Below are 21,412 nucleotides of genomic sequence, written 5' to 3' on the forward strand. Positions count from 1 at the left end.
CCATGACCGTATTCGTCCTGCTGGCCATCGTCTCGGCTGTTGTCACGGCCGTCCTCTCCTGGGTCGTGCTCAAGGTCAGCCACCGCTACAAGATCTATCCGAAGATCCGCCTGCGGGACGTGCACACCCGGCCGACCCCCCGGCTCGGCGGGGTCGCCATCTTCTTCGGCGTTGTCGCGGCCTTCGGGGTCGCCTACCTCATCTCCGCCCAGTTCGCGCCGCTCCGGCTGGTCTTCTCCGATCCTGAGCAGATCCTCGCCATCGTCGGCGCCGCCCTGATGATCGTGCTGCTCGGCGTCGCGGACGACCTCTGGGACCTCGACTGGATGACCAAGCTCGCCGGCCAGTTCATCGCGGCAGGGCTCGTCGCCTGGCAGGGCGTCCAGGTGCTCTCCCTCCCGATCGGCGGGCTCACCGTCGGCTCCTCGTGGATGTCGATCCTGATCACCGTCTTCGTGATCGTGCTCGTGATGAACATGATCAACTTCATCGACGGCCTCGACGGCCTCGTCGCCGGGGTCGCCCTCATCGCCAACGGCGTCTTCTTCATCTACAGCTACCTGCTCGTACGGGACACCTCCCCGAGCAACTACTTCAACCTCGCCTCGGTGATCGCCGCGATCCTCGTGGGTGCCTGCATCGGCTTCCTACCGCTCAACTGGCGTCCCGCCAAGATCTTCATGGGCGACTCCGGCTCCATGCTCGTCGGCCTCCTGATGGCGACCTCGGCGATCGCGATCACCGGCCAGGTCGACCCGACCGCGGTGAACCGGTCCCAGCTCTTTCCCGCGTTCATCCCCATCCTGTTGCCGTTCGCGATCCTGATCATCCCGCTGCTCGATTTCGCACTCGCCGTGTTCCGCCGGGTGCGCGCGGGCAAGTCCCCGTTCAGCGCCGACCGGAAGCACCTGCACCACCGGCTGCTCGACATGGGGCACTCGCACCTGCACGCCGTGCTGATCTTCTATGGGTGGACGGCCGCCGTAGCCGTCGGTTGCCTGCTCTATTTCGTGTTGCCCGTCTACTTCGGCGTGCAGACCTGGTGGGCGACGATCTTCCTGATCTGCGCCCTGGTCGCCTGCACGATCGTGACCCTCGCGCCGCTCAGCCGCTCCAAGAAGATCGAAGCGGCCACCCAGCTCGCCCACCCAGCCACCCTTCCCCACGACATCGTGAAGCTCGATCGCCTCGACGAGGCATCGACGCAAGCCGAGGAGCACGTATGAGCGCCACCCAGCCAGCCGGATCCCTGCAGCCGACGTCCAACCGGGTGTTCCGCAGCATCCTCGTCTACGGCGGCTACCTCGCCGGCGGCATCGCCGTGGTCGGGATGATCGCCGGCGGGCTCGCCGCCGGCGGCATCGGAGTGCTCAGCGCCCTGATCGGCACCGGGATGGCGCTCGTGTTCATGGGGATCACGGCAGGGAGCATCCTGATCGCCAACCGCTTCGCCGGGACCGCAGCGGCCGTCGGCGCGTTCTTCGGAATCGTCCTGGGCGGGTGGCTGCTCAAGTTCGTGATCTTCCTCGTGCTCGTCGTGCTGCTCAAGGGGCAGCCCTGGGTGCAGCCGGTCGTGCTGTTCCTGAGTATCATCGCCGGCGTCATCGGATCCCTGATCGTTGACGTGGTGGTCATCCGCAAGAGCCGCGTTCCGTACGTGAGTGATCTGCCCCGCAGCGGAGAACAGAAAAACCGATGAATATTCACCCGCAGGATTCGGCCCGAGGTGGGTTTCTTGGTAGGGTAATGACCGGTTCGCCCCGCAGCGCTGCTTTTGTCGTGCTCGACGTTCCGACCCATTTTTCGTCTTCGCGAGAGCAGAGCTCCCCGCCCCGAACCAGGAGAAAGCGCTGCTAGAAACCGCCGTAAACCTGATGCTCCCGTTGGCTACCGGCGACGGTACCTTCCAAGGTCCATCCATCAATGAGTTCTTCCCCGAGGGCGTCTTCTTCGTTGGGACGCCATTCGAGATCAACCGGATCATGCTCATCCGCTTCATTGCGATGGCCGCCCTGATCCTGCTCTTCTGGCTCGGCACGCGCCGCATGAAGGTCGTACCGACCCGGCTGCAGAGCCTCGTGGAGATGGGCCTCGACTTCGCCAGGGTCAACATCGCGGAAAGCATCCTCGGCAAGAAGGAGGGCAAGCGTTTCCTGCCTCTCCTCACGACGATCTTCTTCCTCGTGCTGTTCATGAACCTCACCGGACCGATCCCGTTCTTCAACATCGCGGGCACGTCGGTGATCGGCGTTCCGCTGCTCCTCGCCGTCATCTCGTACTGCACCTTCATCTACGCCGGCCTCAAGAAGAACCCGGGCAACTTCGTCCGGAACTCGCTCTTCCCGCCCGGCGTGCCGAAGGCGCTCTACATCATCGTGACGCCGATCGAGTTCATCTCGACCTTCCTCGTGCGCCCGGTCACGCTGACCCTGCGACTGCTGATGAACATGATCGTCGGCCACCTGCTGCTGGTGCTGTTCTTCACGGCGACCCAGTTCTTCTTCTTCACGGCCGATGGAGCCTTCAAGCTCTTCGGTGCGGGCACCCTCGTCTTCGGACTCGCGTTCACCCTCTTCGAGGTGCTGATCGCCGTGCTCCAGGCGTATATCTTCGCCCTGCTCACCGCCGTTTACATCCAGCTCGCGGTGGCTGAAGAACACTAACCTCGAACCCGGCACTCGCCGTATTCGTCACAACGGAAGGAAACAAACGTGGACGCAACTACCGTTCTCGCGGCAATCTCAGGAAACATCGCCACTGTCGGTTACGGCCTCGCCGCAATCGGCCCGGCAATCGGCGTGGGTATCGTCGTCGGCAAGACCATCGAGGGCGTTGCTCGTCAGCCCGAACTGGCCGGCCAGCTCCAGGTCCTGATGTACATCGGCATCGCCTTCACCGAGGCGCTCGCGTTCATCGGTATCGCAACGTACTTCATCTTCACGTCCTAATCGTCCTCTTTTTCACCTAGATATGGAGGCATGATGCTTCACGCAGTAATTGCAGCCGCCGCGGAAGAGGCGCACAACCCGCTCCTTCCCGCATGGCCGGACATCATTTGGTCCGCGGTGTGCTTTGTCGTGATTCTGTTCTTCTTCTGGAAGCTCATCCTTCCGAGGATGCAGAAGATGCTCGACGACCGTGCTGAGGCCATCGAGGGCAACATCGCCAAGGCGGATGACGCCCAGCGCAAGGCCGAGGCCGCTCTCGAGCAGTACACGGCCCAGCTCGCCGACGCCCGTGCGGAAGCAGGCAAGATCCGCGACGTAGCCCGTGCGGACGGCCAGAAGATCATCTCCGAACTCAAGGAGCAGGCCGGCGCTGAGGCGGCCCGCATCACCGCGAGTGCCAAGGCCCAGATCGAAGCGGAACGTCAGGCGGCAGTCCTGTCCCTCCGTGCCGAAGTCGGCACCCTGGCCATCGACCTCGCGTCCGGTGTCATCGGCGAAAGCCTGACGGACGACGCGAAGGCGAGTGCCATCGTCGACCGTTTCCTGGCCGACCTTGAGGCCTCGGAGAAAGCAGCTAAGTAATGGGAAGCGCCACCAGGGAAGCTTTGGCCTCAACGAGGGCGGTTCTCGCCGCCCACGGCCGAACGACCGATCTCGCAACGGGCGAAGGCCTGCTCGACTCCGGCCGTGTCATCGGCGACTCTGCGCAGCTGCTGTCTGCCCTGGTCGATCCCGCCGCGGATGCCGCAGCCAAGGCGGCACTCGTTGCCGCCGTGTTCTCGGCGAAACTGACCCCCACGGCACTGGACCTGCTCCAGTCGGTGGCCGCCGCGCGCTGGTCGAGTCACTCCGACCTGCTCGCCGGCATCGAAGAACTGGGGCTGCGGGCCGTTGCGGCCTCTGCCCCGGTCGCGGGTGCCGTGGAAGCGGAATTGTTCGAATTCGGAACGGCCGTCGCGTCGAACGGTGAACTCGAACTGGCACTTGCCTCGAAGCTCGGCGCGGTCAGCGCCAAGGTCGGGCTCATCGATTCCCTGCTCACCGGCAAGGTTTCGGAACAGACCCTCGTGATCGTGCGCCACCTCGTGCAGCAGCCCCGCGGCCGTCGCATCGGTGCACTCCTGCGTTTCTCCGCGACAATCGTCGCGGACGAGGGCGGCACCGCGATCACGACCGTCTCGACGGCCGAGCTACTGAGTTCCGCACAGCTGGAGCGCCTGCGCACCAGCCTCACGGCACGATACGGACGTACGCTGACGATCAACCAGGTCATCGACCGCTCCCTCGTCGGCGGTGTCCGCGTGCAGATCGGTGACGACGTCATCGACGGCACCATCGCCACCCGCCTCAAGGATTTGCGACTCCAGCTTGCCGGCTGACCTCTGGTCAGACGGAACAGAAAAACCACGAGCGGCAACGCTTCGTTCAAGACAGAACCTGTACAGCCGTACGGGAAAGGGAAGATGATGGCAGAACTAACGATCAGCCCCGATGAGATCCGCGATGCTCTCCAGGACTTCGTCAAGTCCTACGAGCCGAGCAAGACCGCGACCGCGGAGGTCGGCTACGTCACGACAGCCGGCGACGGTATCGCCCACGTCGAGGGCCTGCCCAGCGTGATGGCCAACGAGCTCATCAAGTTCGCCGATGGCACCCTGGGCCTCGCCCAGAACCTCGACGAAGACGAGATCGGTGTTGTCGTGCTCGGCGAGTTCGCCGGCATCGTCGAAGGCATGGAGGTGCACCGCACCGGAGAGGTGCTCTCCGTTCCCGTCGGCGACGGCTACCTCGGTCGCGTCGTGGACCCGCTCGGCGCCCCGATCGACGGCCTCGGCCCGATCGAGAGCGAAGGCCGTCGTGCCCTCGAGCTGCAGGCGCCCGGCGTCATGGACCGCAAGTCCGTGCACGAGCCGATGCAGACCGGCATCAAGGCGATCGACGCGATGATCCCGATCGGCCGCGGACAGCGCCAGCTCATCATCGGTGACCGCCAGACCGGCAAGACCGCCATCGCGATCGACACCATCATCAACCAGAAGGCCAACTGGGCCTCGGGAGACGTGAACAAGCAGGTTCGCTGCATCTACGTCGCCATCGGCCAGAAGGGCTCCACGATCGCCGCCGTCAAGGGCGCGCTCGAGGATGCCGGCGTGATGGAGTACACGACCATCGTCGCCTCCCCGGCGTCCGACCCGGCCGGCTTCAAGTACCTCGCGCCGTACACCGGTTCGGCAATCGGCCAGCACTGGATGTACGCGGGCAAGCACGTCCTCATCATCTTCGACGACCTGTCCAAGCAGGCGGAGGCCTACCGCGCCGTTTCGCTGCTGCTGCGTCGTCCGCCGGGACGCGAAGCGTACCCCGGCGATGTGTTCTACCTGCACTCCCGTCTGCTCGAGCGTTGCGCCAAGCTGTCCGACGCGCTCGGCGCGGGATCGATGACCGGCCTGCCGATCATCGAGACCAAGGCGAACGACGTGTCTGCGTACATCCCGACCAACGTGATCTCGATCACCGACGGCCAGATCTTCCTGCAGTCCGACCTCTTCAACGCCAACCAGCGTCCGGCGGTCGACGTGGGTATCTCGGTCTCGCGCGTCGGTGGCGATGCGCAGGTCAAGTCGATCAAGAAGGTCTCCGGAACGCTCAAGCTCGAACTGGCGCAGTACCGCTCGCTCGAGGCCTTCGCGATGTTCGCATCCGACCTCGACGCCGCCAGCCGTCGCCAGCTCGCCCGCGGCGCCCGCCTGACCGAGCTGCTCAAGCAGCCGCAGTACTCGCCGTATCCGGTCGAGGACCAGGTCGTCTCGATCTGGGCAGGCACGACCGGCAAGTTCGACGAGGTTCCCGTCGAGGACGTGCTCCGTTTCGAGCGTGGCCTCCTCGACCACCTCGGACGCAACACCGAGGTGTTGAAGACGCTGCGCGACACGAACGTGCTGAGCGATGAGACCGTTGAGATCCTCGAGCGTGAGGTCAGCGTCTTCAAGCGCGAATTCCAGACCGGTGAGGGCAAGCCGCTCGCCTCCGTCGGCAAGGAACAGTTCGAAGCGATCACCGCCGACGACGTGAACCAGGAAAAGATTGTCAAGCACCGCCGCTAACCCGCGCGCTGAGACAACCACTATTCACTGAGAAGGAAGCACAGGAGACACATGGGAGCGCAACTTCGGGTCTACCGGCAGAAGATCAAGTCTGCCCAGACGATGAAGAAGATCACTCGGGCCATGGAGTTGATTTCGGCCTCGCGCATTCAGAAGGCGAGGGCGAGGGTTTCGGCCTCGACTCCGTATTCGCAGTCGATCACCCGGGCGGTCTCGGCCGTCGCGACGTATTCCAACGTCGCGCACGTTCTGACCACCGAACCGGAGAAGATCGAGCGCGCCGCGGTCGTCATCTTCACGTCGGACCGAGGCCTCGCGGGAGCATTCAGTTCCCAGGTGCTGCGCGAAGCGGAGTCACTCAGCGAACTGCTGCGCAGCCAGGGCAAGGACGTCGTCTACTTCCTCGTCGGACGCAAGGCTGTTGCCTACTTCGGCTTCCGCCGGCGTGCGTCCGAGCGGGTCTGGACCGGCGGCACCGACCAGCCGCAGTTCGAGATTGCGCGGGAGATCAGCGAGTCGCTGCTCGAGACCTTTCTTCGCGATGCCGAAGACGGTGGCGTCGACGAGATTCACGTGGTGTTCAACCGCTTCGTGAGCATGGTCACCCAGGTGCCCCAGGTCGTCCGCCTGCTTCCCCTCGAGGTCGTCGAAGGCGTGGAGGAGCCCGGAGACGGGCAGGTCCTGCCGCTCTACGAATTCGAGCCGGACGTCGAGACGGTCCTGGACGCGCTCCTGCCGGTGTACATCGAGAGTCGCGTGTTCAACGCGATGCTCCAGTCGGCCGCCGCCGAGCACGCAGCACGCCAGAAGGCGATGCAGTCGGCCGCCGACAACGCCGACAAGTTGATCACGACCTTCACCCGGCTGTCCAACAACGCCAGGCAGACCGAGATCACCTCGCAGATTTCCGAGATCGTGGGTGGGGCCGATGCGCTCTCATCCGCCAAGAACTAAACCAGAGAAGAGAGAGCAATGACTGACATCGCAACCGCGCCAGTCCACGCGCCGGCCCCGACCGTTGCCGTCGGCCGGATCGCCCGCGTCACGGGCCCGGTCGTCGACATCGAGTTCGCGCACGACTCGATCCCGGGCATGTACAACGCACTGAAGACCACCATCGTCATCGGTGACGTCTCCACTGAGATCACCCTCGAGGTCGCCCTGCACCTCGGAGACGACCTGATCCGAGCGATCGCGCTGAACCCGACCGACGGCCTCGTCCGCGGCCAGGAGGTCCGGGACACCGGAGCTCCCATCATGGTTCCGGTCGGCGAGGTCACCAAGGGCCGCGTCTTCAACGCCATCGGTGAGGTGCTCAACGCCGAGCCCGGCGAGAAGATCGAGATCACGGAGCGCTGGCCCATCCACCGCAAGCCGCCGCCCTTCGACCAGCTCGAGGCCAAGACCCAGCTGTTCGAGACCGGCATCAAGGTCATCGACCTGCTCACGCCGTACGTCCTCGGCGGCAAGATCGGCCTCTTCGGTGGAGCCGGCGTCGGCAAGACCGTCCTGATCCAGGAAATGATCCAGCGCGTCGCGCAGGACCACGGCGGTGTCTCGGTGTTCGCCGGAGTCGGCGAGCGCACCCGTGAGGGCAACGACCTCATCAAGGAAATGGAAGAGGCCGGAGTCTTCGACAAGACCGCCCTCGTGTTCGGCCAGATGGACGAGCCGCCGGGAACGCGTCTCCGCGTCGCCCTCTCCGCGCTGACCATGGCCGAGTACTTCCGCGACGTCGCCAAGCAGGACGTGTTGCTCTTCATCGACAACATCTTCCGCTTCACCCAGGCCGGCTCCGAGGTGTCGACCCTGCTGGGTCGCATGCCGAGCGCCGTGGGCTACCAGCCGACCCTGGCCGACGAGATGGGCATCCTCCAGGAGCGCATCACCTCGACCCGTGGCCACTCGATCACGTCGCTGCAGGCCATCTACGTGCCCGCTGACGACTACACCGACCCGGCACCGGCGACGACCTTCGCCCACCTCGACGCCACGACCGAGCTGTCCCGCGAGATCGCGTCGAAGGGCCTCTACCCGGCCGTCGACCCGCTCACCTCGACCAGCCGTATCCTCGACCCCCGTTACCTGGGCGTCGACCACTACAACACGGCCGTCCGCGTCAAGGCGATCCTCCAGAAGAACAAGGAACTCCAGGAGATCATCGCGATCCTCGGTGTTGACGAACTCTCCGAGGAAGACAAGGTCACCGTTTCGCGGGCCCGTCGCATCCAGCAGTTCCTCTCGCAGAACACCTACATGGCGAAGAAGTTCACCGGTGTCGAGGGCTCGACGGTTTCGCTCAAGGACACCATCGAATCCTTCACCGCGATCGCCAATGGTGACTTCGACCACGTCGCCGAGCAGGCATTCTTCAACGTCGGTGGCATCTCCGACGTCGAAGAGAAGTGGGCGAAAATCCAGAAGGAGAACGACTAGCCATGGCAGGAGCCCCGCTCACCGTCAGCGTCGTCTCTGCCGACCAGGAAGTCTGGTCCGGCGAGGCGACCATGGTCGTCGCGCGCACCGTCGAAGGCCAGATCGGCATCCTGCCTGGCCACGAGCCGTTGCTCGCCATCCTGGCGAGCGGCGAAGTGCGCCTGACCCTGCCCGGCGGCGAGAAGATCGTCGCGCAGGCGGAGGACGGCTTCCTGTCGGTCGCCAACAACCAGGTCACGATCGTCGCGCGCAAAGCGGGGCTCGTCTAGCCGTGTCGATCTAGCCCGTGCTGCTCCTGCTGCCGCCGTCCGAGACGAAACGCACAGGCGGTACCGGCGAACCGCTCGATCTGAATCACCTCAGGTACCCGTCGCTGAACGCTCAGCGGCGGGTACTCGTGCGTGAGCTGCGCTCACTCGCCCGGCACCCCGAAGCCATGATGGCCGCCCTCAAGCTCGGCCGCACCCAGTCCGGCGAGGTCGCCCACAACCGGGCGCTCACAACCGCCCCGACGACGGCGGCCCTCGACCGGTACACCGGAGTGCTCTACGACGCGCTCGACGCCCAGACCCTGACCCTCGCCGACCGCGACTGGGCCGCGGCCCACGTGCTGGTCCACTCGGCCCTGTTCGGTCCGATCGGCGCCCTCGATCCGATTCCGGCCTACCGGCTGTCGACGACGAGCCGGCTGCCCGGACTCGTGCTGAAGCAGCACTGGGGCCCGCGCATCGCGGCACTGCTCGCCCAGGAGCCCGGCCTCGTGCTCGACCTCCGCTCCGCGGGCTACGTCGCCCTCGGTGCCGCACCGGCCCGGGTCGGCTCGGTCGTGCTCCGCGTCGTGACGGAGACCCCCGACGGGCAGGTGCGCGCCCTCAACCACTTCAACAAGACCGCGAAGGGCCGGTTCACCCGTGCCCTGATCCGGAGCGCCCCCGAGCTCGCGACCCTCGACGACTTGCTGGACTGGGCTCCCGGCGCCGGCTTCACCCTGCGTGCGGCGGGGCCCGCCTCGCTCGAGCTTCTGGAAGACGCGCCGCTCGCCAGGGCCCTCGCCTGACGAACCCCGGCACCCGGCCGTATGCTGGCAGCGTGTCCACTCCAACGATGAATGTCACCGTAACCGGCGCCGGCGGCCAGATCGGCTACGCGCTGCTCTTCCGGATCGCGTCCGGCCAGATGTTCGGCCCGACGACTCCGGTCAACCTCCGGCTCCTCGAAATCCCGGCCGGGCTCGCCGCCGCGGCGGGGACGGCCCTCGAACTCGAGGACTGCGCCTTCCCACTGTTGCGGGACGTGATGGTGACGGATGACCCCACGCGCGCCTTCGACGGGGTGAACGTCGCCCTCCTCGTGGGCTCCCGTCCGCGCGGCATCGGCGAGGAACGCGTTGCGCTTCTCGAGGGGAACGGCCGCATCTTCGGGCCGCACGGCACCGCCATCAACGCGGGGGCGGCATCCGACGTTCGCGTGCTCGTCGTGGGCAACCCGGCCAACACGAACGCGCTCGTCGCCGCCGCGTTCGCCCCGGACATTCCCGCCGAGCGCTTCACCGCGCTGACCCGGCTCGACCACAACCGCGGCGTCGCCCAGCTCGCGGTGCGGCTCGGGGTGCACGTCTCCGAGATCGACGGCCTCGCCATCTGGGGCAACCACTCGGCGACGCAGTATCCGGACGTCTTCCACGCGACGGCCGCTGGGCGACCGGTTCGCGAGCTCGTCGACGAGGACTGGCTCGCCGGAACCTTCATTCCGCGGGTCGAGAAGCGCGGCTACGAGATCATCACCGCGCGCGGCGCCTCCTCGGCGGGGTCGGCAGCCGAGGCGACGATCGACCACGTCTACGACTGGGTGCACGGCACCGGCGCGCGCTGGACATCCGCCGCAATCGTCTCCGACGGCTCATACGGGGTGCCGGAGGGCCTGGTCTGCTCCTTCCCGGTGCGGTCGGTCGACGGCCAGTGGCAGATCGTGCAGGGCCTCGAACTGAACGCCTTCTCCCGGACCCGGATCGACGCATCCGTTGCCGAACTCATCGAGGAACGCGACCACGTGCGCGCCCTCGGCCTTCTTCCCGCCGCCCGCTGACCGCCTCTTCACTCTCGGCCAGGGTTACCTTTCCGGTCGAAAGTGCCAGATGCGTCGGTCACTCTCGACCGGAAAAGGAACTCTCGCTCGGTCAGGGGGCGCGGTGGCAGCCGGCGATGTGGTCGTCGACGAGGCCCGCGGACTGCATCAGCGCGTACATCGTCGTCGGGCCGACGAAACGGTAGCCGCGGGTGCGGAGATCCTTGCTGAGCGCCGTCGAATCCGGGGTGATCGCCGGGACGTCTCCGAGTTCCCGCGGCCGGATGGCGCGGGCGGGCGGAGCGAAGCTCCAGATCAGGTCGCTGAGACTCTCGCCGAGGTTCTGGGTGACCCTGGCATTGCCGATCGCGGCCTCGATCTTGCCGCGGTGCCGGATGATGGCGGCGTTGTCGAGGAGCCGTTCGACGTCGGCCGCGGTCATGGCCGCGACCCTGTCGACGTCGAAGCCGTGGAACGCCGCACGGAACGCCGGTCGACGACGAAGGATCGTGATCCAGGAGAGCCCGGCCTGGAACCCCTCGAGGCAGAGCTTCTCGAAGAGCCGCTCATCGTCGCGGAGGGGGCGACCCCACTCCTCGTCGTGGTACCGGCGGTACTCGGGGTCGCCGTTCGCCCACGCGCAGCGTACGACTCCGTCGTCACCGGTGCGGAGGGCGCTCGGGGGCACCGCCGGGAGTGCCGTCGCACCGCCCCTGGGTGCCGGGTCGGTCACGAACGGTACTCGATGCCCTCGTGGCCGAGCAACCACTCCTTGGTCGGGATGCCGCTGCCGCCGCTGTAGCCGGTGATGCGGCCGTTGCTCGCGAGCACGCGGTGGCAGCCGATCAGGATCGGCAGCGGGTTCGCGCCGACGGCCCCGCCGATCGCTCGCCCGGAGCCCGGCCGGTCGATGGAGAGGCCGAGTTCGCCGTAACTCGTGACCGTTCCGAAGTCGAGCTCGTCGAGGCGCGCCCAGACCGCACGCTGGAATGCGGTGCCGCCGGCGAGGTGCATCGGAACGTCGAAACGGGTGCGGGTGCCCGCGAAGTACTCGGTGAGCTGTTTCGCGGCTTCTTCGAGCACGGGGGAGGGGTGCTCCGGCTGGGTTTCGAGCGGCAGGTGCCCGTCGCGCTCGATGGCGAGCGTGAGGACGCCGACGTCGTCGCCGGTGAGTTCCAGCCGGCCGATGGGGCTGGGGAGACGGATCAAGGCGGTCGGGATGCTGTCCATGGTTCGACTGTAGTCGGCGTCCGCGCGCGCCTCTGGCGGGTTTCGGACCTGGGGAAAACCCGGCGCGAGCCGCGTCTGGTGGGGAGGCGCGGCATCCGTGCCCGGGCCGGATGCCGCGGCTCAGGGGATCAGGATCACCTTGCCGAGGGCGCTGCGCGACTCCGCGAGCCGCATCGCGGCCGCGGCCTCGACGAGCGGGAACCGTGCGGCGATCTGCGGGGTGACGATGCCGCGCTCGACGAGGTCGAGGACCGCGGTGAGGTCCTCCCTGTGGTGCCTGCGATAGGCGGTCGGCGTGACCCGGTGCCCGGCCCAGAAGTCGTAGAACAGGGCGCGGTGGCCGCCCGGCAGGGTGTTCCAGAGGGTGAGCCGGGCGAGCAGCCCGATGAAGAGCGGCAGGAGGGACCCGGTGTCCTTGAGGGCCGAGGCGATGCCGTACGAGACCAGGGTGCCTCCGCGAGCAAGCAGGCTCTTCGAGATCCGGGCGCTCGCGAGGCCGAGGTGGTCGAAGGCGGCGTGGACACCGCTGGGGGCGAGCTCGCGGACGCGGGCGGCGAGGTCCGGGTCCGAGTAGTCGACCGGCTCGACCCCGAGGCCGCGGAGGGCCTCATGGTGCCGGGGAGCGGCCGTTCCGATCACCCGGATTCCCGCGTGGCGGGCGAGCTGCACGAGAATCGTGCCGACTCCGCCGCTCGCCCCGTGCACGAGGATGGTCTGGCCGCTCTCGACACGCGCCTTCCGGTGCAGCATCTGCCAGGCGGTGATCCCGTTGACGATGACAGACTCGATGATCGCCGGATCGAGCCCGGCTGGCACCGGCACGAGGTCGGCGGCGGGCACGAGCGCTTCGCTCGCCCAGCCGCCGGTCTTGGTCGCTGCGGCGACACGCCCGCCGATGAGAGCGGAATCGACGCCCGGGCCGACGGCCTCGACGACGCCGACGAGGTCGTAGCCGGGAACGAACGGGAACGCGGGCTGGCCGGGGTAGCGCCCGCGACGCATCGACTGTTCGGCGAACGAGATGCCGCTCGCCTCGACGCGCACCCGGGCCTGGCCCCGGGACGGTGCCGGCAGCATCCGCCGCCGGATCTGGAAGCCGTCCGGTTCGACCACGCCGGGCATCACGATCTCGGTGGTGAGCGTGGGGGAGGCGTTCGGTGTAGCGGTGGCCGTCGCGGGTGTCATTGCGGGCTGGATGTTGTTCGTCATGGTGTTCTCCTGGTGTTGGTGTTGGTGTTGGTGTTGGTGTCGTGTCGGAAACGGAAAGTGGGTGACTGATCACTCACTGATGGCGAGAATGAACGATGCGAGAGTGACGAATGCTGGGTCGGGCTGCGGGGCCCGGTGAGGGGGAGCGCGTCAGGGGTGGCGGATGCCGGCCGTGAGCAGGCGCGCCCACTCGGCCGGTACCTCGTCGAGTCCGGTGGTGACGATGAGGTGGCAGAGCTGGCCGTAGGCGACGAAGCGCTGCACCGCTTCGTCCGATGCCCCCGAGCGTGAGCGGACCAGAGTCGTGATCGATTCGATGCCCCGCCGGAGCGCCGCACCGATCTCGGGAACGGTGGCGGCGGACTGCGCATGCACCTGGAGCATCAGGAGCGACCTGTCGGCGATGAGGTCGGCGTATGCGCCGCCCATCGCGGAGAGGATGCCGTCGGGGCTCCGGTCGACGCCGGTGTCCGCCCCGCGGGAAAGGGCGGCCCCCGCACGATCGAAGCATTCGTCCAGTGCGGCGACGAAGAGCGCCTCCTTGTTCGGGAACAGTTTGGAGACGTAGGCGGGGGAGATCCTGGCGTGTTCGGCGATCGCCGCGATCGGCGTGCCGAGGTACCCGGTCCGCGCGAACACCTCGATCGCGCTGTCGATCACGATCGATCGGCGCGCTTCGGCGGTGGACAGGCGAACGGTGGGGGCTGGCATGTGAGTGACTGTACACTCACTCTCGGGGAGTGTGCAAGCAGTTTCCGGAAGCCGACGGCTGTTCACGAGAAATTCGCCGGGCATCCGCTTGTGAGTGAGCGCTCACTCATCTAAGCTGGGGGGATGTCAGCCAAGCCGCCCCGTGCCAAGCCGCTGCCGGTCGAGGACCGGAGGGCGATGCTCATCGAAGCGACCCTTCCGTTGCTGCTCGAGCACGGGAACGCCGTCACGACCCGGCAGATCGCCGACAGGGCCGGTATTGCGGAGGGCACCATTTTCCGGGCCTTCGACAGCAAGGACGACCTGATCGATGCCGTCGTCGCCCGGCAGGTCGACCCCGAACCGTTCCGGCGCCGGCTGCGCGGCATCGACACCACCCTGCCCCTCGAGCAACGCATCACCGCGATCGTCGCCCTGATGCGGGACCGGTTCACGACGGTGTTCAGCCTGATGTCCGTGATCGGCCACCGCGGCCCGCACCCCGGCGACGACTCTCGACGGGAATTCGTCGAGATCATCGCGCGGATCCTCGCGCCGGACCTCGACCGGCTCACGGTGTCCGCCGAGCGTGCGGCCCAGGTCATCCGGATGCTGACCCTGGCCGCGTCGGTCCCTCACGTCCGTAACGGGCCCGAGTTCGACGACGCCGAGATCGCCGCCCTGATCCTGCACGGGATCGACGGATCCCCCGCGCCCGGCCCGACGGCGCCCGGCTCACCACTCGTCGACACCACCCTCCCGGCCCCCGCGCCGGCCACAGACGCCACCCTGATCCCCGCTTTGCCCTAGGAGAACCGATGCTCTGGAAATTACTCGTGAAGTACTTACGGCCATACTGGCGGCTGTTGACGGCGGTGGTGGTGTTCCAGCTCGCGCAGTCGATCGCTTCGCTGTACCTGCCGACGCTCAACGCCGACATCATCGACCAGGGCGTCGCCACCGGTGACACCGGCTACATCCTCCGCACCGGCGGGCTGATGCTGCTGATCACCCTGGCGCAGATCATCTGTTCGATCATCGCCGTCTACTTCGGCGCGAAGTCGGCCATGGCCCTGGGCCGCGACCTGCGCGGCGCGGTCTTCACCCGGGTCGGCGAGTTCTCCGAGCAGGAGGTGACCCGGTTCGGCGCCGCGTCGCTGATCACCCGCTCCACGAACGACGTGCAGCAGGTGCAGATGCTCGTGCTGATGACCTCGACCCTGATGGTTTCCGCCCCGATCCTTTCCATCGGCGGCGTGATCATGGCCATTCGCCAGGACGTGCAGCTGTCCTGGCTGATCGCCGTGAGCGTTCCGGTCCTCCTCATCGCCGTCGGGCTCATCATCGTGCGGATGATTCCCCTGTTCCGCACGATGCAGGTCAAGATCGACACCGTCAACCGGGTCCTCCGGGAACAGCTCACCGGCATACGGGTCATTCGCGCCTTCGTGCGCGAGGACCGGGAGACGGCCCGCTTCGCGGTCGCCAACGAGGACGTCACCGACGTTGCACTTCGCGCCGGCCGCCTGATGGCGCTGATGTTCCCGATCGTGATGCTCGTGCTGAACGTGTCGAGCGTCGCCGTGATCTGGTTCGGCGCCTTCCGGATCCAGGACGGCTCGATGCAGGTCGGTACCCTGATCGCGTTCCTCAGCTACCTGATGCAGATCCTGATGGCCGTCATGATGGCGACCTTCATGGCCGTGATGATCCCGAGGGCGACCGTCTCCGCCGACCGCATCGGCGAGGTGCTCGCCACCCCGTCGAGCGTGCGCCCGCCGCAGAACCCGGTCAACGCCACCGTCGGCCACGGCGAGCTCGAACTGCTCGACGTGGGCTTCGAATACCCCGGCGCCGCGCAGCCCGTGCTCAGCAACGTGAGCTTCCTCGCCCGTTCCGGCGAGACGACCGCGATCATCGGCAGCACCGGCTCCGGAAAGACCACCCTGATCAACCTGATCCCACGGCTCTTCGACACGACGAGCGGCACCGTGCTCGTCGACGGCGTCGGTGTGCGCGAGCTCAACCCCGACCTGCTCTGGGGTCACATCGGCCTCGTGCCGCAGAAGCCCTACCTGTTCTCCGGCACCGTGCGCAGCAACCTGCTCTACGGCAAGCCTGACGCGACCGAAGCCGAACTCTGGCAGGCGCTCACGATCGCGCAGGCGAAGGACTTCGTCGAGGAGATGCCAGAAGGCCTCGACGCGCCCATCTCCCAGGGCGGCACCAACGTCTCCGGCGGGCAGCGGCAACGGCTCGCGATCGCGCGGGCCCTGGTCAAACGGCCGGAGATCTACATCTTCGACGACTCCTTCTCCGCGCTCGACCTCGCAACGGATGCCCGGCTCCGGGCGGCGCTCAAGGTCGGCACCGACGGGGCCACGATGATCATCGTCGCCCAGCGGGTGTCGACGATCATCGACGCCGACCAGATCCTCGTTCTCGAGGACGGCCGGATCGTCGGACGGGGCACCCACGAGGAGCTCCTCGACACCAACACGACCTACCAGGAAATCGTGTCTTCACAGCTCACAGCGGAGGAAGCAGCATGAGCGAGTCAACCGAACGCCCCGCGGCGGCAGCACCGGCCCGCGGGCCAGGCGGACGCGGTCCCGGCGGCGGCCACGGCCCGATGGGCGGAATGAGCATGCCCGTGGAGAAGGCCATGAATTTCGGCCCCTCCGCCAAGCGCCTGATGGGCAAGCTCCGGCCGGAACGGCTCTGGCTCCTGGTCGTCGTCGTGCTCGCCGTGATCAGCGTCACCTTTTCCGTGATCGGCCCGCGCCTCCTCGGCCAGGGCACCAACCTGATCTTCGCGGGCATCGTCTCGAAGGCGCTCCCGGCCGGGGTCACCCAGGACCAGGTCATCGCGGGCCTCCGCGCCTCCGGCGACACCGGCAAGGCCGACCTGTTGAGCGGCATGACCCTGACCCCGGGCCTCGGCATCGACTTCGCCGCGCTCTCCACCGTTCTGCTCTGGGCGATGATCCTCTACGTGCTGTCCTCGGCGTTCAGCTGGATCCAGGCCTACGTGCTCAACGGCGTCGTACAGCGCACGGTGTTCCGCCTCCGCGCGGAGATCGAAGCGAAGATCAACCGGCTTCCGCTCAAGTACTTCGACACCGTTCAGCGCGGCGAGCTGCTCAGCCGCGTGACGAACGACGTCGACAACGTCTCGCAGAGCCTGCAGCAGTCGATGAGCCAGATCGTCACGTCTTTGCTGACCGTGGTCGGCGTCATCGTGATGATGTTCCTGCTCTCGCCGCTCCTGGCCCTGATCGCCCTCGTCACGATCCCGCTCACCCTCGTGACGACGATGCTGATCGCGAAGCGCTCGCAGAAGCTCTTCGTCGGCCAGTGGACCAACACCGGCGAGCTCAACGGCCAGATCGAGGAGACGTTCACCGGCCACGCCCTCGTCAAGGTGTTCGGACGCCAGAAGGAGGTCGAGGAGCGCTTCGCGGCCAAGAACGAGGAACTCTACGTCGCGAGCTTCGGCGCCCAGTTCATCAGCGGCCTGATCATGCCAGCGATGACGTTCATCGGCAACCTCGTCTACGTCGGCATCGCCGTCGTCGGCGGGCTGCAGGTCGCCTCCGGCGCCATGCAGCTCGGTGACGTGCAGGCCTTCATCCAGTACTCGCGCCAGTTCACCCAGCCGCTCGCGCAGCTCGGGTCGATGGCCAACCTGCTGCAGTCCGGCGTCGCATCCGCTGAGCGCGTCTTCAGCCTGCTCGACGCCGAAGAGCAGAGCGCAGACCCCGAGCCCGCTGAGAGCCCGACGGACAACCACGGCCGGCTCACCTTCGAGGACGTGTCGTTCAGCTACTCGGCAGACCAGCCGCTCATCGAGCACATCAACCTCGTCGCGGAACCGGGCCAGACGGTCGCGATCGTCGGTCCGACCGGGGCGGGCAAGACGACCCTGGTCAACCTGATGATGCGCTTCTACGAGCTGGACTCCGGCCGGATCACCCTCGACGGCATCGACATCGCGAAGATGACCAGGGACGACCTGCGCGGCAGGATGGGCATGGTCCTGCAGGACACCTGGCTGTTCGGCGGCACGATCCGGGAGAACATCGCCTACGGCCGTCCGGACGCTTCGGAGGAGGACATCCAGGCCGCCGCGCGCGCCACCTACGTCGACCGGTTCGTGCACTCGCTGCCGGACGGCTACGACACGGTGCTCGACGACGAGGGCGGCAACGTCAGCGCCGGTGAGAAGCAGTTGCTGACGATCGCACGGGCGTTCCTCGCGAAGCCGAGCGTGCTGATCCTCGACGAGGCGACGAGCTCCGTCGACACCCGCACCGAGGTGCTCGTGCAGAAGGCGATGAGCGCGCTCCGCGCCGACCGCACGAGCTTCGTGATCGCGCACCGGCTCTCCACGATCCGCGACGCCGACCTCATCCTCGTGATGGAGTCCGGCCGGATCGTCGAGCTCGGCACGCACGAGGAACTGCTGCTCGCCGGGGGCGCGTACTTCGCCCTCTACAACTCCCAGTTCGCCGCTCCCGTCACCGACGAGGTCTAGGCAGATGCCCGAAGGACGGTTTCCCCGGTCGGTCTACGGACACGGCCGGGAACCGGACCCCCGGTTCAGCCTCGCCAACGAGCGCACCTTCCTCGCCTGGATCCGCACCTCGCTCGCCCTCCTCGCGGTCGGCGTCGCCCTCGAGGTGCTCGAGCTGCCGATCCGGGGGGACTTCCGGGTCGCCTCGGCCGTCGTCTTCCTGGTGCTCGGGCTGCTGGCTCCCGTGCACGCGTGGCTGAACTGGAGCCGGATCGAACGCGCCCTCCGCGAGGACCGGCCACTGCCGGCCCCAGCGCTGTCCGGTGTTCTCGCCGTCGGAATCGTCGTGGGCGGGCTGCTGATCTTCGCGGGCTTGTTTCTGTGAAGCGATGCAGCCCCGTGAAGCGGCGCAGTCCTGTGAAGGGGCGCAGCCCTCTGACGGGGCGCAGTCCTGTGAAGGGGCGCAGCCCTCTGACGGGGCGCAGTCTCGTGAACAGCGGTCAGTTCCGGTGAGCGGATGCCGGCGGGCGGGGTCGTGACGGAGGTACCGGAGGGCGCCGAGCATCCGTTCGATCCCGGACTGCAACCCGAACGGACCCTGCTGGCGTGGCAGCGCACGGTGCTCGCGCTCGCCGTCGCCGTGGCGGCCGGGGTGCGGTTCGCGGCACCGCTCGTGGGGGTCGTGGCCGTGTTCTTCGGCGCGGCCGGGCTCGCGCTCGCCCTTGCCGCGTACATCGGCGTGCGCTACCGCTACCGGCGAGTGCACGCCGAGTTGCGGGACTCCGCAACGCTCGCCTCCCGTGGTGCGTGGCCGTTCGCGGCGCTCGCCGCCGCGACCTGTGCGCTCGGCCTGCTCGCCGTGCTGTGCGTCGTGGGACGGGTCGTCACGGCGTGACGAACGCCGGGGGTTTCTTCGCCGGTGCTGTTATCGCGCTCCGGCCTCGATCTCGCGGGCGCAGTCGATGCAGAGTTCCGCGGCAGGACGGGCCTCGAGCCGTTCGCGGCTGATCAGCTCACCGCGGCGCACGCACAGGCCATAGGTGCCCTCGTGGATCCGGGCGAGCGCACGGTCGATCGCTGCGGACTTCGCGACGAGTTCACTGTGCACGCCCGACATCCGGGACCACTCCATCGTGAGCGTCGGGCCGTCGGGGTCGTGCTCGTCGTCGTCGGTTCCGCTGTTGCGGGCGTCGAGCACCCCGGAGAGGGTCTCGTCCATGCGGCCCTTGGCCAGGAATGCGTCGTGGCGTTCTTCGAGGAGAAGACGCTCGAAGCGACGGAGTTCTGCGGCGGTGAAGTTGGCGTGGGTGCGCATGGTTGGTCCTTTCGCGCTGAGGCCACCCGTGGAACGGGCAGCCAGAATGTTCTGACGAGAATACGCCCGGCATTCCGGGCTGTCTCGGGGCTTGCGCATTGGTGCACAACGTGCTCGAACCGGCGCCGGGGGAGGGCGGATGGAGTGGCCGATGGAGTGGCGGGGGGGAACCGCGACCCCTATGCGATCGTGACGCTGACCTCGTCGAGACCCGTCGCACCGTCGGGGATGACGTCTTGCCTGATATCCGTCTGGACGAGGCCGGCGGCATCCGTCGCCCGGACCCGGAGGGTGTGTGCACCGGCCGTCGCAGGCCAGGACCAGGTCCACTGGCGCCAGGTGTCGGCCGAGATCGCCGTGGCGAGGGTCGCCTCGGCCCAGGCGCCGCCGTCGACCTGCACTTCCACCCCGCGGATGCCGGTGTGCTGGGCCCACGCGACACCCGCGACGGTCACGGTGCCCGCTCCGGCCCTGGCGCCCGAGCGCGGCACGTCGATCCGGGAGGACACCTTGACCGGGCCCCGCTCGGACCAGCCGCGGTCCGTCCAGTACGCGGTGTGCTGGTCGAACCGGGTGACGTTGAGTTCGACGACCCATTTCGTGGCCGAGACGTAGCCGTAGAGGCCGGGCACGACCATCCGCACCGGGTAGCCGTGTTCGAGCGGGAGCGGGACGCCGTTCATGCCGACCGCGAGGATCGCGTTGCGGCCCGTGTCGGTGAGGACCTCGAGCGGGGTGCTCGCGGTCCAGCCGTCCTGGCTGCGGGAGAGCACCATGTCGGCGCCCGCGGTCGGCACGGCACGGGAGAGCAGGTTCCTGATCGGGTATCCGAGCCACGTCGCGTTGCCGATCAGGTCGCCGCCGACCGGGTTCGAAACGCACATCAGCGTTGTCGTGCTCTCTTCGAGGGGCAGGGCGAGCAGGTCGGCGAAGCTCAGTTCGACCTCGCTCTCGACCATTCCGGTGACCTTGAGCCTCCACGTGCTCGGGTCGATCCTGGGCACCTGGAGTGCGGTGTCGATCCGGTAGAAGTCCGCATTGGCGGTGATGAGCGGCGAGATGCCGTCAACGGCGACGGATGCCGCTGGCGGGATCGCGGGCGCCGTGACGGACGGCGCTGGCAGGGTGAAGAGCGCGCGGGCGGCATCCGCTGCCCGGGTGCCGGCGGACACGACCTGGCCGATCACGAGGGCGACCGCGCCGACGGCAGCACTCGCGCCCGTGTAGGCGAGGAAGCGGCGACGGTCGACGTCAGCGCCGCCCGGTGCGGTGTGCGCGGGCGCGGGAGCCGTCTCGGCGCGGAGCCGGGTGATCAGCACGGTCAGGAGCACGGCCGCGACGACCATGGCGACGACGGAGGGAAGGGCGTCGAGGGTCGAAGCGCTCGACCTGCTGAGCACCGCGAACACGGCGAGTCCGCCCGCCGCGACCGTGAGCACGCGCCCGACCGGCGGGCGCAGGAGTTCGAGCACCCCGGCGGCCGCGGCGAGCACCGCTGCGCCGAGGGCGAGGGTCACGATCAGCACGGCCTTGTCGTTCGTGCCGAAGAGGGAGATGACGAGTTCCTTGACCCAGCCGGGCACGAGGTCGATCACGAGGGCGCCGACGGCGAGGACCGGACTGCCGGCCGGCGCGAGCAGCGCAGCGGCCAGTTCGGCGGCGCCGAGACCGGCGAGGGCGGCCGCGATCCCGGCGAGGGCCGCGAGCACGGTGGGCCTGCGGGTCCACGTCCGGCGCGCGCGGGAACCAGGGGAGGGCGTGCGCGCGTCGGGGCCGGTCATCCGTTCAGCCTAAGGCGGCCGCACCGGGGCGCGCCCGCGCATTCCTTACGATTCGCTGGTGTTTTCGCCAGAGTCTCCAGCCGTCGCTTGCCCGTCCTCCGCCCCCTCCGCAGGCAACG

General features: G+C 67.7%; 23 protein-coding genes. 17 read left to right on the top strand and 6 right to left on the bottom strand.

What is annotated here, in order from left to right; all coding sequences use genetic code 11:
* The first annotated feature begins 2 nt into the window (after positions 1 to 2).
* The 12 genes from E3O46_RS14865 to E3O46_RS14920 all read left to right on the top strand — a co-directional run bounded on the left by E3O46_RS14865 (position 3) and on the right by E3O46_RS14920 (position 10,573).
* Positions 3 to 1,226, top strand: coding sequence for an MraY family glycosyltransferase (locus E3O46_RS14865; RefSeq protein ID WP_134448150.1), 1,224 nt, complete (start codon positions 3 to 5; stop codon positions 1,224 to 1,226).
* Positions 1,223 to 1,699: a Cg1360 family ATP-synthase-associated protein gene (locus E3O46_RS14870; protein WP_134448155.1), complete on the top strand. Its 477-nt coding sequence runs from the start codon at positions 1,223 to 1,225 to the stop codon at positions 1,697 to 1,699. The genes E3O46_RS14865 and E3O46_RS14870 overlap by 4 nt, the downstream gene beginning before the upstream one ends.
* A 175-nt stretch (positions 1,700 to 1,874) precedes the next feature.
* A complete protein-coding gene (atpB, locus tag E3O46_RS14875; RefSeq protein ID WP_134448157.1) occupies positions 1,875 to 2,663 on the top strand; it encodes a F0F1 ATP synthase subunit A in 789 nt (262 codons plus the stop codon).
* Positions 2,664 to 2,711: 48 nt separating this feature from the next.
* A complete protein-coding gene (gene atpE / locus E3O46_RS14880) occupies positions 2,712 to 2,948 on the top strand; it encodes an ATP synthase F0 subunit C (RefSeq protein ID WP_134448159.1) in 237 nt (78 codons plus the stop codon).
* Between the two features lie 33 nt (positions 2,949 to 2,981).
* Positions 2,982 to 3,530 (top strand): F0F1 ATP synthase subunit B, encoded by a 549-nt coding sequence (locus E3O46_RS14885; RefSeq protein ID WP_134558703.1) that lies wholly within the window; start codon positions 2,982 to 2,984, stop codon positions 3,528 to 3,530.
* Positions 3,530 to 4,327: a F0F1 ATP synthase subunit delta gene (locus E3O46_RS14890; protein WP_134561987.1), complete on the top strand. Its 798-nt coding sequence runs from the start codon at positions 3,530 to 3,532 to the stop codon at positions 4,325 to 4,327. The genes E3O46_RS14885 and E3O46_RS14890 overlap by 1 nt, the downstream gene beginning before the upstream one ends.
* A gap of 87 nt (positions 4,328 to 4,414) precedes the next feature.
* Positions 4,415 to 6,052: a F0F1 ATP synthase subunit alpha gene (gene atpA, locus E3O46_RS14895; protein WP_134448325.1), complete on the top strand. Its 1,638-nt coding sequence runs from the start codon at positions 4,415 to 4,417 to the stop codon at positions 6,050 to 6,052.
* A 51-nt stretch (positions 6,053 to 6,103) separates the two neighbouring features.
* Entirely contained in the window at positions 6,104 to 7,006 is a 903-nt protein-coding gene (locus E3O46_RS14900) for a F0F1 ATP synthase subunit gamma (protein ID WP_134448163.1), read from the top strand.
* 18 nt (positions 7,007 to 7,024) lie between these two features.
* A complete protein-coding gene (gene atpD, locus E3O46_RS14905) occupies positions 7,025 to 8,488 on the top strand; it encodes a F0F1 ATP synthase subunit beta (RefSeq protein ID WP_134448164.1) in 1,464 nt (487 codons plus the stop codon).
* Positions 8,489 to 8,490: 2 nt separating this feature from the next.
* On the top strand, positions 8,491 to 8,757 hold the full coding sequence (locus E3O46_RS14910) for a F0F1 ATP synthase subunit epsilon (RefSeq protein WP_134448166.1): 267 nt from the start codon (positions 8,491 to 8,493) through the stop codon (positions 8,755 to 8,757).
* Between the two features lie 17 nt (positions 8,758 to 8,774).
* On the top strand, positions 8,775 to 9,545 hold the full coding sequence (locus E3O46_RS14915; protein WP_134561988.1) for a YaaA family protein: 771 nt from the start codon (positions 8,775 to 8,777) through the stop codon (positions 9,543 to 9,545).
* A gap of 47 nt (positions 9,546 to 9,592) precedes the next feature.
* On the top strand, positions 9,593 to 10,573 hold the full coding sequence (locus tag E3O46_RS14920) for a malate dehydrogenase (protein ID WP_134558690.1): 981 nt from the start codon (positions 9,593 to 9,595) through the stop codon (positions 10,571 to 10,573).
* A gap of 91 nt (positions 10,574 to 10,664) precedes the next feature.
* Here E3O46_RS14920 and E3O46_RS14925 read toward each other — a convergent pair whose 3' ends face one another.
* The 4 genes from E3O46_RS14925 to E3O46_RS14940 all read right to left on the bottom strand — a co-directional run bounded on the left by E3O46_RS14925 (position 10,665) and on the right by E3O46_RS14940 (position 13,702).
* Positions 10,665 to 11,240: a DNA-3-methyladenine glycosylase I gene (locus tag E3O46_RS14925; protein ID WP_134558704.1), complete on the bottom strand. Its 576-nt coding sequence runs from the start codon at positions 11,238 to 11,240 to the stop codon at positions 10,665 to 10,667.
* Between the two features lie 41 nt (positions 11,241 to 11,281).
* Positions 11,282 to 11,782 carry a methylated-DNA--[protein]-cysteine S-methyltransferase gene (locus E3O46_RS14930; RefSeq protein ID WP_134561989.1) on the bottom strand — a complete coding sequence of 167 codons (501 nt, stop codon included), beginning with the start codon at positions 11,780 to 11,782 and terminating at the stop codon, positions 11,282 to 11,284.
* 120 nt (positions 11,783 to 11,902) lie between these two features.
* On the bottom strand, positions 11,903 to 12,991 hold the full coding sequence (locus E3O46_RS14935; protein WP_206750901.1) for a medium chain dehydrogenase/reductase family protein: 1,089 nt from the start codon (positions 12,989 to 12,991) through the stop codon (positions 11,903 to 11,905).
* Between the two features lie 150 nt (positions 12,992 to 13,141).
* Positions 13,142 to 13,702: a TetR/AcrR family transcriptional regulator gene (locus E3O46_RS14940; protein ID WP_134448176.1), complete on the bottom strand. Its 561-nt coding sequence runs from the start codon at positions 13,700 to 13,702 to the stop codon at positions 13,142 to 13,144.
* Positions 13,703 to 13,825: 123 nt separating this feature from the next.
* On the opposite strand from E3O46_RS14940, the gene E3O46_RS14945 reads away from it, so the two are divergent.
* The 5 genes from E3O46_RS14945 (at position 13,826) to E3O46_RS18450 (ending at position 19,092) form a co-directional block, all read left to right on the top strand.
* Positions 13,826 to 14,491 carry a TetR/AcrR family transcriptional regulator gene (locus E3O46_RS14945; RefSeq protein WP_134561990.1) on the top strand — a complete coding sequence of 222 codons (666 nt, stop codon included), beginning with the start codon at positions 13,826 to 13,828 and terminating at the stop codon, positions 14,489 to 14,491.
* 8 nt (positions 14,492 to 14,499) lie between these two features.
* On the top strand, positions 14,500 to 16,233 hold the full coding sequence (locus E3O46_RS14950) for an ABC transporter ATP-binding protein (RefSeq protein WP_134561991.1): 1,734 nt from the start codon (positions 14,500 to 14,502) through the stop codon (positions 16,231 to 16,233).
* Positions 16,230 to 18,218, top strand: a complete 1,989-nt coding sequence (locus E3O46_RS14955; protein WP_134561992.1) for an ABC transporter ATP-binding protein — start codon at positions 16,230 to 16,232, stop codon at positions 18,216 to 18,218. Before E3O46_RS14950 ends, E3O46_RS14955 begins: the two co-directional genes overlap by 4 nt.
* A 4-nt stretch (positions 18,219 to 18,222) precedes the next feature.
* Positions 18,223 to 18,582 (top strand): YidH family protein, encoded by a 360-nt coding sequence (locus E3O46_RS14960; RefSeq protein WP_134448184.1) that lies wholly within the window; start codon positions 18,223 to 18,225, stop codon positions 18,580 to 18,582.
* A 150-nt stretch (positions 18,583 to 18,732) separates the two neighbouring features.
* Positions 18,733 to 19,092 carry a DUF202 domain-containing protein gene (locus E3O46_RS18450; protein ID WP_174774597.1) on the top strand — a complete coding sequence of 120 codons (360 nt, stop codon included), beginning with the start codon at positions 18,733 to 18,735 and terminating at the stop codon, positions 19,090 to 19,092.
* A 30-nt stretch (positions 19,093 to 19,122) separates the two neighbouring features.
* Here E3O46_RS18450 and E3O46_RS14970 read toward each other — a convergent pair whose 3' ends face one another.
* Both E3O46_RS14970 and E3O46_RS14975 read right to left on the bottom strand, forming a co-directional pair.
* Positions 19,123 to 19,512: a TraR/DksA family transcriptional regulator gene (locus E3O46_RS14970; protein ID WP_166787332.1), complete on the bottom strand. Its 390-nt coding sequence runs from the start codon at positions 19,510 to 19,512 to the stop codon at positions 19,123 to 19,125.
* Between the two features lie 179 nt (positions 19,513 to 19,691).
* A complete protein-coding gene (locus tag E3O46_RS14975; RefSeq protein ID WP_134561994.1) occupies positions 19,692 to 21,293 on the bottom strand; it encodes a molybdopterin-dependent oxidoreductase in 1,602 nt (533 codons plus the stop codon).
* Between the last annotated feature and the right edge of the window lie 119 nt (positions 21,294 to 21,412).

Source organism: Cryobacterium glucosi (assembly GCF_004402235.1).
GTDB lineage: Bacteria > Actinomycetota > Actinomycetes > Actinomycetales > Microbacteriaceae > Cryobacterium > Cryobacterium glucosi.

Coding starts and splice junctions, on each gene's coding strand:
- E3O46_RS14940 (WP_134448176.1), bottom strand. CDS start 13,702: ATGCCAGCCCCCACCGTTCGCCTGTCCACCGCCGAAGCGCGCCGATCG.
- E3O46_RS14975 (WP_134561994.1), bottom strand. CDS start 21,293: ATGACCGGCCCCGACGCGCGCACGCCCTCCCCTGGTTCCCGCGCGCGC.
- E3O46_RS14865 (WP_134448150.1), top strand. CDS start 3: ATGACCGTATTCGTCCTGCTGGCCATCGTCTCGGCTGTTGTCACGGCC.
- E3O46_RS14920 (WP_134558690.1), top strand. CDS start 9,593: ATGAATGTCACCGTAACCGGCGCCGGCGGCCAGATCGGCTACGCGCTG.
- E3O46_RS14930 (WP_134561989.1), bottom strand. CDS start 11,782: ATGGACAGCATCCCGACCGCCTTGATCCGTCTCCCCAGCCCCATCGGC.
- atpB (WP_134448157.1), top strand. CDS start 1,875: ATGCTCCCGTTGGCTACCGGCGACGGTACCTTCCAAGGTCCATCCATC.
- E3O46_RS14935 (WP_206750901.1), bottom strand. CDS start 12,991: ATGACGAACAACATCCAGCCCGCAATGACACCCGCGACGGCCACCGCT.
- atpD (WP_134448164.1), top strand. CDS start 7,025: ATGACTGACATCGCAACCGCGCCAGTCCACGCGCCGGCCCCGACCGTT.
- E3O46_RS14955 (WP_134561992.1), top strand. CDS start 16,230: ATGAGCGAGTCAACCGAACGCCCCGCGGCGGCAGCACCGGCCCGCGGG.
- E3O46_RS14945 (WP_134561990.1), top strand. CDS start 13,826: ATGTCAGCCAAGCCGCCCCGTGCCAAGCCGCTGCCGGTCGAGGACCGG.
- E3O46_RS14970 (WP_166787332.1), bottom strand. CDS start 19,512: ATGCGCACCCACGCCAACTTCACCGCCGCAGAACTCCGTCGCTTCGAG.
- atpA (WP_134448325.1), top strand. CDS start 4,415: ATGGCAGAACTAACGATCAGCCCCGATGAGATCCGCGATGCTCTCCAG.
- E3O46_RS14890 (WP_134561987.1), top strand. CDS start 3,530: ATGGGAAGCGCCACCAGGGAAGCTTTGGCCTCAACGAGGGCGGTTCTC.
- E3O46_RS14900 (WP_134448163.1), top strand. CDS start 6,104: ATGGGAGCGCAACTTCGGGTCTACCGGCAGAAGATCAAGTCTGCCCAG.
- E3O46_RS14960 (WP_134448184.1), top strand. CDS start 18,223: ATGCCCGAAGGACGGTTTCCCCGGTCGGTCTACGGACACGGCCGGGAA.
- E3O46_RS14870 (WP_134448155.1), top strand. CDS start 1,223: ATGAGCGCCACCCAGCCAGCCGGATCCCTGCAGCCGACGTCCAACCGG.
- E3O46_RS14950 (WP_134561991.1), top strand. CDS start 14,500: ATGCTCTGGAAATTACTCGTGAAGTACTTACGGCCATACTGGCGGCTG.
- E3O46_RS14910 (WP_134448166.1), top strand. CDS start 8,491: ATGGCAGGAGCCCCGCTCACCGTCAGCGTCGTCTCTGCCGACCAGGAA.
- E3O46_RS14885 (WP_134558703.1), top strand. CDS start 2,982: ATGCTTCACGCAGTAATTGCAGCCGCCGCGGAAGAGGCGCACAACCCG.